Source organism: Streptomyces sp. NPDC029122 (assembly GCF_055569445.1).
In genome coordinates this window covers 19,639-27,243 of the sequence record NZ_JBVHWK010000039.1, presented here as the reverse complement: position 1 = coordinate 27,243, position 7,605 = coordinate 19,639, and the positions used below count along the sequence as shown (strand labels likewise).

8 protein-coding genes are annotated in these 7,605 nt (G+C 73.4%); 1 reads left to right on the top strand and 7 read right to left on the bottom strand.

Going from position 1 to position 7,605, the window contains the following annotated elements:
* The first annotated feature begins 455 nt into the window (after positions 1-455).
* Complete coding sequence (locus tag ACZ4WZ_RS31395; RefSeq protein ID WP_467896148.1) at positions 456-1,130, top strand: M23 family metallopeptidase; 675 nt, start codon at positions 456-458, stop codon at positions 1,128-1,130.
* 6 nt (positions 1,131-1,136) lie between these two features.
* Here ACZ4WZ_RS31395 and ACZ4WZ_RS31390 read toward each other — a convergent pair whose 3' ends face one another.
* The 7 genes from ACZ4WZ_RS31390 to ACZ4WZ_RS31360 all read right to left on the bottom strand — a co-directional run bounded on the left by ACZ4WZ_RS31390 (position 1,137) and on the right by ACZ4WZ_RS31360 (position 7,524).
* Positions 1,137-2,261 (bottom strand): LamG-like jellyroll fold domain-containing protein, encoded by a 1,125-nt coding sequence (locus ACZ4WZ_RS31390; RefSeq protein WP_467896145.1) that lies wholly within the window; start codon positions 2,259-2,261, stop codon positions 1,137-1,139.
* Between the two features lie 129 nt (positions 2,262-2,390).
* Positions 2,391-3,704 carry a two-component system sensor histidine kinase CseC gene (gene cseC / locus ACZ4WZ_RS31385; RefSeq protein ID WP_467896143.1) on the bottom strand — a complete coding sequence of 438 codons (1,314 nt, stop codon included), beginning with the start codon at positions 3,702-3,704 and terminating at the stop codon, positions 2,391-2,393.
* Positions 3,705-3,714: 10 nt separating this feature from the next.
* On the bottom strand, positions 3,715-4,428 hold the full coding sequence (cseB, locus tag ACZ4WZ_RS31380) for a two-component system response regulator CseB (RefSeq protein ID WP_467896140.1): 714 nt from the start codon (positions 4,426-4,428) through the stop codon (positions 3,715-3,717).
* Between the two features lie 86 nt (positions 4,429-4,514).
* The gene (locus ACZ4WZ_RS31375) at positions 4,515-5,165 is read right to left on the bottom strand and encodes a hypothetical protein (protein WP_467896137.1); all 651 of its coding nucleotides are present in this window, start codon (positions 5,163-5,165) and stop codon (positions 4,515-4,517) included.
* A 38-nt stretch (positions 5,166-5,203) separates the two neighbouring features.
* Positions 5,204-5,764: a SigE family RNA polymerase sigma factor gene (locus ACZ4WZ_RS31370; protein ID WP_007264805.1), complete on the bottom strand. Its 561-nt coding sequence runs from the start codon at positions 5,762-5,764 to the stop codon at positions 5,204-5,206.
* Positions 5,765-5,986: 222 nt separating this feature from the next.
* Complete coding sequence (locus ACZ4WZ_RS31365) at positions 5,987-6,880, bottom strand: HhH-GPD family protein (protein ID WP_467896134.1); 894 nt, start codon at positions 6,878-6,880, stop codon at positions 5,987-5,989.
* A gap of 23 nt (positions 6,881-6,903) precedes the next feature.
* Positions 6,904-7,524, bottom strand: a complete 621-nt coding sequence (locus ACZ4WZ_RS31360) for a phosphatase PAP2 family protein (RefSeq protein WP_467896131.1) — start codon at positions 7,522-7,524, stop codon at positions 6,904-6,906.
* Positions 7,525-7,605 lie beyond the last annotated feature (81 nt).

Sequence of the window (7,605 nt, the reverse complement as noted above, 5' to 3'; positions counted from 1 at the left end):
GAGGGGGCGGAGAAGAGGGGGAGGCCCTCGCCCGGGTGGGAGGCGGTCCCCCGGGACCCACGAGGTCCCGGGGCCGCCCCTTTTTCGTGCCCGGCCGTAGGCGGCCGCCTGGACGGGCCGGACGGCGGAGCGGGGGCGGGGAGCGGTCCCCGCCGGGCCCTGGGGTGCCCGTCGGGGCCCGGTGGCCGGTGACAAGCCGCACAGGGCAAATCGGACCTACTAGGAACTCTCGTAGCTTCGGCTGCCCGGTTTGTCCCCGCGCTTGCGCAGTACGGACGCCGTCAAGAGCTCGGAGATCCACCCGGCGGCTACGAGCCGGGGTAGTAAAAGGGACGTTTGGGGAAGCCCGGGGGCACGGGTTACCAAGGTGGGGCAAGCCCGGCAGCAGCGGTTCGGTCCGCAGGCGCCGGGATCTTTCTTGCCACCGCTCCTGTCCCCGGCCCCGGAGGTCTCCCATGTCCGCGAAGCGCGTCAGCATCCGCCGCACCCGTACCGCCCTCGCCGCCACCGGTCTCGGCGCGCTGCTGGCACTCGGGGCCGGGACGACCGCCGCCTTCGCCGACGAGGCCCCCTCCGCCGTGTCCGTGTCCGCCGAGGCCGCCGCCCTCCAGGCGCAGGCCGACGCGCAGGCCAAGGCGGCCGCGCAGGCCAAGGCGGCCGCCGCGAAGACCAAGGCCGCCGCGAAGGCCAAGGCGGCTGCCGCGAAGCCCGTCCTGTGGGCCAAGCCCGTCGTGAGCTACACGCTGTCCGCGACCTTCGGCAGGGGCGGCAGCATGTGGGCGCACAAGCACTCCGGCCAGGACTTCGCCGTTCCCACCGGCACCCCGGTCCGGGCCGCGGGCGCCGGCACCGTCGTGAAGGCCGGCCCGAACGGCGGCGGCGACGGCCCCGCGTACGGCAACGCCGTCGTGATCAAGCACGCGAACAACACGTACTCCCAGTACGCGCACCTCTCGAAGATCCAGGTCCGGATCGGCCAGAAGGTCTCCGCCGCCCAGCGGATCGCGCTGTCCGGCAACACCGGCAACAGCAGCGGCCCCCACCTGCACTTCGAGATCCGCACCACCCCGAACTACGGCTCGGCCGTCAACCCGGTGGCCTTCCTGCGCAACGCCGGCGTCACCATCTGACCCCGGTCAGATCAGCCAGGAGTGGGTCGGCTTGATCTTCCCGGTCTTGTTGTTCTTCAGGCCGGTGATCTGCTCCTGGCCCAGCGCCTGGTCGAAGATCCGGATGTGGTCCAGCGGCCCGTCCCACGCGGCGCTCCAGATCTCGTGGTGGCGGGCCCGGCCCAGCTGGAGCGGCCCGGGGCCGGGCCAGATACCGGAGACCTGCGCCTGGCCGCCCTGCTTGTCGTCCACCCACAGCGCGATGGTCTTCTTCTCCGCGTCGTAGGTCCCCGTCAGCAGCACCCACTGCCGTGTGGTGTCCACGTTGTCCACGACCACCTGCTGGGCGGTCGCCGCCTGGCCCTTGTCACCGGTCTGCACCCGGAACACCCAGGCCTTCTTGCCGTTCACGACCTCGAAGCCCAGCTCGAAGGAGTACGAGACCCCGTCGCCCTGGCTCACCGCCATGCGCGAGCCGGTCTCGGCCACGTTGTAGGCGCGGGTGGAGACGGTGAAGCTCTTGGTGACGTCCACGGCCGGCTCGGCGCCCTGGGCGTAGGAGTCGGGCGTGCCCTTGAAACGGACCTCGGTCCGCTTGGCCAGCTCGCCCAGTGAGGCGCCGGGGCCCAGGGCTATGCCCATCTTCCCGCTGCGGTCGCGCAGCAGGTTCGGCTCGCCCGGCACGGTCGGGGAGTCGTCCTCGGGGGTCTTGCCGTCCGGGGACGGGGAGGAGCCGTCCGACGCGCTCGGCGATCCCGAGGAGGCGACCGCCGGCGGGTTCTTCGGGTCGTCGCCGGAGCCGTTCAGTACGAAGAACCCCGCGCCGCCCGCGACCAGGACGACCGCGAGCGCCCCGATGCCGATGGTCAGCCGCCTGCGCTTGCGCCGCTGGGCCTCGGTGGCGTCGGCCATGGCCTGCCAGTCGGGCGTGGAGGGCGTCGAGGGCGGGGAGAACGGTTCAGCGCCACCGCCGCCGAGCGGGGCCTCCGTCTGCGGCTGCGCCGGAGGCGGCCCGAAGCCCCCGCCGGACGGCTGTCCCTGCGCGGGCCCCGGCTGGTAGGGGTTCGGCGTCTGCGGCGGGAAACCGTAGCCGCCGCTCCCGGGGGCGGGGCCGGGCTGGGGGCTGTTCGGGCGATCCGTACCGTCAGTCATGGCACGGATGCTAGAACATCGCCCCGAACGGGGGAGCGCCCGGCACCGATCCCGGTCCCCGCACCGGTCCGGAACCCGGCGCCGGTGCCGAACCCGGGGGGCCGGCCCCGGCGGGGTGCGGAGCCGGGGTCAGCCCGGCAGCTGGATGACCGGGAAGCTTCCCGTCGCCGTCGGCGCGTGCTCCGGCAGCCACAGCACCGCCACCGCCCCGGCGGCGGCGCCCTCGTTCTCCGCGCCGCCCCGCGCCGCGACGTTGCGGAACGTCAGCCGCGCCCCCAGCACCCGGGCCTGCCCCTCCGCGATGGTCAGCCCGAGCCCGTGACCCACCCCGGCGCGGTCCGTGGACCCGGTCCGGAAGCGGCTCGGGCCCTCGCGCAGCAGCGCCTCCGGGAAGCCCGGCCCGTGGTCCCGGACGCGTACGACCCGGCCCTCGACGTCGACCTGGATCGGGGCCCGCCCGTACCGCGAGGCGTTCGCCAGCAGGTTCCCGAGGATCCGCTCCAGCCGGCGCGGGTCCGTGCTGACGATCTCGTCCGCGACGACCCGTACCGAGGCCTCCGGCATCAGCGAGGCCACCCGCCGGCTCACGAACTCGCCCAGCGCCACGTCCTGGAGTTCCGCCCGCTCGGACGCGCTGTCCAGCCGGGCCACCTCCAGCACGTCCTCGACCAGCGCCCGCATCGCCTGCGCGCGGTCGCGGACCAGCTCCGTCGGCCGGCCCGGAGGCAGCAGTTCCGCCGCCGTGAGCAGGCCCGTCACCGGGGTCCGCAGCTCGTGCGCGATGTCCGCCGTCACCCGCCGTTCGGCCTCCAGCCGCTGCTGGAGGGCGTCGGCCATGGCGTCCACGGCGTGCGCGAGGTCGTCCGTCTCGTCCCGTACGACACCGCCCACGGCGTCCCGTACGCGCACCTCGGGGTCCCCGTGCGCCACGCGCTGCGCGGCGGCCGCGGCCTGGCGCAGCCGGCGGGAGATCTGGCCGCCGATGAGCACGCCCATGGCCGAGCCGCCGATCACCACGGCCAGTGAGCCGACGACGAGGGCCCGGTCCAGGTCGCGCACCATGTTGGCGCTCTCGCGGAACGGGTGGTGCATGGAGAGCACCTGCCCGTTGCCGAGCGGTACGGCCGCCCACACCTCGGGGACCCGCTTGGGGGACTCGTGGATGTAGGTGCCGCGCCGCCCCGAGCGGGCCTTCTCGCGCAGCTCTGCGGGGAGGTCGGGGTCGTTGACCTTGGCGCCCCAGATCGGCTTGCGTCCGGCGTCGGGGGTCCGGGAGATGTACTGGACCCGTTCCAGCTCCTGCTCGCGGGCGCTCTCCAGCATCGACACGCGGGCAGCGCTGTGCACCACCAGGCTCAGCGCGAGCGCGGTGAGGGCGCCGACGGCGGCGATGGCGAGGGTGATCTTCCAGCGGATCCCCGTGCGGAGGGTGACACGCCTCATGCGGTTCTACTCATGCCTTGAGCTTGTATCCGAAGCCGCGGACCGTCTCGATCCGGTCCTGCCCGATCTTGGTGCGCAGCCGCTGCACGTGGACGTCCACGACGCGGGTGTCGCCGCCCCAGTCGTAGTCCCACACCCGTTCCAGGAGCCGGTCGCGGGAGAGGACGGTGCCCGGCGCGGAGGAGAACTCCAGCAGCAGCCGCATCTCGGTGGGGGTCAGGCCCACGGGGGCGCCGGCCCTGCGGACCTCCATGCCCTCCGTGTCGACCTCCAGGTCACCGAAGGACAACACCCCGCGCTCGTCCGAGCCGTCCGCTCCGGAGGAGCCGTGCGCGCCGTTCCGCGTGCCGCCGGCGTGGCCGAAGCGGCGCAGCACGGCGCGGATGCGGGCGACGAGGACGGAGCCGTCGAAGGGCTTGGTGACGTAGTCGTCCGCGCCCGCCTCCAGGCCCAGGACCACGTCGATGCTGTCGGCGCGCGCCGACAGCATGATCACGGGGACGGTGGACTCGTCGCGGATGCGGCGGCACAGGCTCACGCCGTCCATGCCGGGCACCATCACGTCGAGCAGGGCGATGTCGGGCCGGTGCGCCCGGAAGGACTCCAGGCCGGACAGGCCGTCGGGCATGGCGGTGACCACGAAGCCGTCGCGCTCCAGCGCCAGGGTCGTGGCCTCGCGGATGACGTCGTCGTCCTCCACGAACAGCACGTGGGTCTCGGCCATGCCCTGCCTCACTCCGGTTCTTCAGCTCGGTCGTTCTGTGCGTTCCGCGCGTCCGGTACCACCGCGCGTCGGGTTCTCGGGGGCGTTCAGTTCTTCGGGGAGACGGCCGGGGCCGGCTGCATCCCGGGGTTGTACACGTTGCTGTACTCCGAGTGGACCCGGTCCTGCTCGGCGAACCTCTCGCCGTTCCAGTGGTACGTGATCACGTCCTCGCCGGACGGTTCCGCCGGCGCGGCGTCCTGCCCGTACACGGGCTTGCTGACCACCAGGTCGCCCCGGTCGATCTCCGCGTAGACCGGCTTCTGCTCGTCCGCGAACACATTCTCGTACTTCCCGCCGTCCGAGCGGTACACGTACGAACCGCGCCCCAGCGCATCGGCGCAGGACAGGACGTTGACCACGACGTCGACGACGGTGTTGCCGGTGATCTTCCCGTAGCTCACGTCGATCGGGTACTCCTTGCCCGTGCAGGGCTTGAGGTCCCGCTTGATCTCGGCACTGACCCTGGGGTCGGCCTTCAGCAGGGCCACCGGGTCGACCCGCTTGACCGGGCTGCCGGTGGCCGCGGCGGGGGAGTGGCCCGGGGCCGGCGGCTTCGAGGCGCCGCCCGTGGGCTGGTTGCTGCGCGCCACCGCTTCGGTGCGCGCGGGCCCGCCGTCGCGCAGGCCGGTGCCGCCGGTGGAGCACCCGGCCGCGAACAGCACTGTGCCGACGAGGACGAACGTCCCCGTCGACATGAGTACCAGCGAGCTCCTGCCCCTCAGAAGTTGGCCGTTCAGGCCGCGCACCGCTCCCGCCCCTCGTAGCGCGTGGTGTGGTCACCGCGTTCCAGGGCACGCATGTCCAGGTCCCGGCTCTCCAGCTCCTGTCGGAGCCTGGCCAGGGCGCGGTGCAGTGTGCTCTTCACGGTTCCCGCCGACATACCGAGCGCCGCGGCCGTCTCCTCGGTGCTCATCTGCTCCCAGTGTCGCAGCACCACGACGCTGCGCTGTTTGGGCGCGAGCACCTTGAGGATGTCCATCAGCAGGGCGCGGTCGGCGCGCTGGTCCGAGCCGTCCTCGACGGACGCGTCCGGGAGCTGTTCGGTGGGGACCTCGTCGAGCTTGCGGGCCCGCCACCACTCGGTCCGCGTGTTGATCATGACCCGGCGCAGGTAGGCGTCGGCCAGGGACTTGTCGGCGATGCCGTCCCAGCGGCCGTAGGTGCGTACGAGGGCGGTCTGGAGCAGGTCCTGGGCGTCCGTGGGGTCCGGGACCAGGCGTCGCGCGCTGCGCAGCAGGGCGTCCTGCCGGGTGCGTACGTACTCCTCGAACTCGAGTACCTCTCCGTGCGCCATTCAGACCGCCTCCACTGCGTCCCCGTCTCCGCTGTCTTACGGGTCCGAAGTTACGGAGGGGTTGTCACGGCACTGTGCGGGTCAGCCTGCGGTGGGCGCACGGACACCCGTAGGTTGTGTAACAACGCCCGTGAGCTGCGGTTTCCCGGCCCGAAACGGAATCTTCGAGTCAGCTTCGAGTGGATCCCGGCCCGGGCCCGGTCCGCCGGCCGGGCCCGGCCGTCAGCTCTGCGGCAGCCGGTACATCCCCTGCGCGAGCGGCTCCACCAGCCCGTCCGACACCAGCCCGTCCAGCGCCCGGGCCCGCTGCACCGGTTCGTCCCAGACGGTGTCCAGCACTGCCTGCGGAACCGGGCCCACCGCCTCCCGGAGCACCGCCAGCAGCTTGCCGCGCACCTGCCGGTCCGTCCCGGCGTACGTCTGTCCGCGCCGCGGCGGCCCGTCGTGCGCCGGCTTCCCCGCGAGCCGCCACGCGCACTGCGCCGCCACCGGGCAGCGCACGCAGTCGGGGCTCTTGGCGGTGCACACCAGCGCGCCGAGCTCCATGGAGGCGGCCGCCCAGCGCGCCGCCGTCGCCTCGTCCTCGGGCAGCAGCTCCCGCGCCAGCCGCCGCTCGGCGGCGGTGGTGGCGTTCGGGGGGTACTCGACCCCGGTCGCCGCGCGCGCGAAGACGCGGCGCACGTTGGTGTCCAGCACCGGGTGCCGCTGCCCGTACGCGAAGGAGGCCACCGCGGCGGCCGTGTACTCGCCGATCCCGGGCAGCGCGAGCAGCTGCGCGTGGTCGCGGGGTACGTCGCCACCGTGCCGTTCCGCTATCGCCGCGGCCGCGCCGTGCAGGCGCAGCGCCCGGCGGGGGTAGCCCAGCCGCCCCCAGGCCCGTACGGCCTCGCCCGGCGCCTCGGCGGCCAGGTCCGCGGGCCGGGGCCACCGGGCGAGCCACTGCTCGTACACCGGCAGCACCCGGCTGACGGGGGTCTGCTGCAGCATGAACTCGCTGACCATCACCCCCCAGGGGCCGGCCTCGGGGCGGCGCCAGGGAAGGTCGCGGGCGTGCTCGTCGAACCACGCGATGACGGGGGTGTGCAGCGCGGAGGTGTGTGTGGGAGATGCAGTCATGACAGACGGCATCCTGGCACGTTTCAGGGCCGGCGCGCGGGGCCCGGACCGGTGAACCAGATGGCCGCGCGGTTGCCGCTGCCCTGGACGGCGGTGGTGATGCCGGTCATCGGACCGGTCAGCGCCGCCACGGCGATGACGGCCAGCGAGGCGCCCAGCAGCAGGCCCATGCCGACGTCGTGCGGGTAGTGCACCCCGACGAAGACCCGGGAGAAGGCCATCAGCAGCCCCATCGGCACCGTCAGCCACGCGAGCCGGGGAACGGCGAGCGCCAGCGCGACGGCGGCGGCGCCGGCGATGGAGGAGTGGTTGCTGGGGAAGGACCAGTCGCCGTACGGCGGGCACGGGATCAGGGAGGCGGCCGCACCGGCCACCGCCCGGCAGGGCCGTTCCTCGTCGATGGTGGACTTCACCAGCTCCGAGGCCACGTACACCAGCGCGGTGACCAGCGGCGCGAGCACCGCCAGCGCGAGGGCCCGCGGCTCGCCGCCGCGCTGTCCGCGCGCACGCCACCAGACGGATATGAAGAGCAGACCGAAGAGCAGGAGGCCGTATTCGGTCCAGACCTCGACCGTCAACCGCACCCAAGAGGGCGTGTCGTGGGCGAAGTCGGTGATGTCGCGGTAGAGGTCGGAGCTGTCCATGGTCACTGACCGTACTGGCCGCCCCGACGGGGCCGCGCCGGACCCCTGGCCGGTTATGGCCGTTCCCGGGTGACCCCGCAG

Coding starts and splice junctions, on each gene's coding strand:
- ACZ4WZ_RS31370 (WP_007264805.1), bottom strand. CDS start 5,764: ATGGCGCACGGAGAGGTACTCGAGTTCGAGGAGTACGTACGCACCCGG.
- ACZ4WZ_RS31365 (WP_467896134.1), bottom strand. CDS start 6,880: ATGACTGCATCTCCCACACACACCTCCGCGCTGCACACCCCCGTCATC.
- cseC (WP_467896143.1), bottom strand. CDS start 3,704: ATGAGGCGTGTCACCCTCCGCACGGGGATCCGCTGGAAGATCACCCTC.
- ACZ4WZ_RS31390 (WP_467896145.1), bottom strand. CDS start 2,261: ATGACTGACGGTACGGATCGCCCGAACAGCCCCCAGCCCGGCCCCGCC.
- cseB (WP_467896140.1), bottom strand. CDS start 4,428: ATGGCCGAGACCCACGTGCTGTTCGTGGAGGACGACGACGTCATCCGC.
- ACZ4WZ_RS31360 (WP_467896131.1), bottom strand. CDS start 7,524: ATGGACAGCTCCGACCTCTACCGCGACATCACCGACTTCGCCCACGAC.
- ACZ4WZ_RS31375 (WP_467896137.1), bottom strand. CDS start 5,165: ATGTCGACGGGGACGTTCGTCCTCGTCGGCACAGTGCTGTTCGCGGCC.
- ACZ4WZ_RS31395 (WP_467896148.1), top strand. CDS start 456: ATGTCCGCGAAGCGCGTCAGCATCCGCCGCACCCGTACCGCCCTCGCC.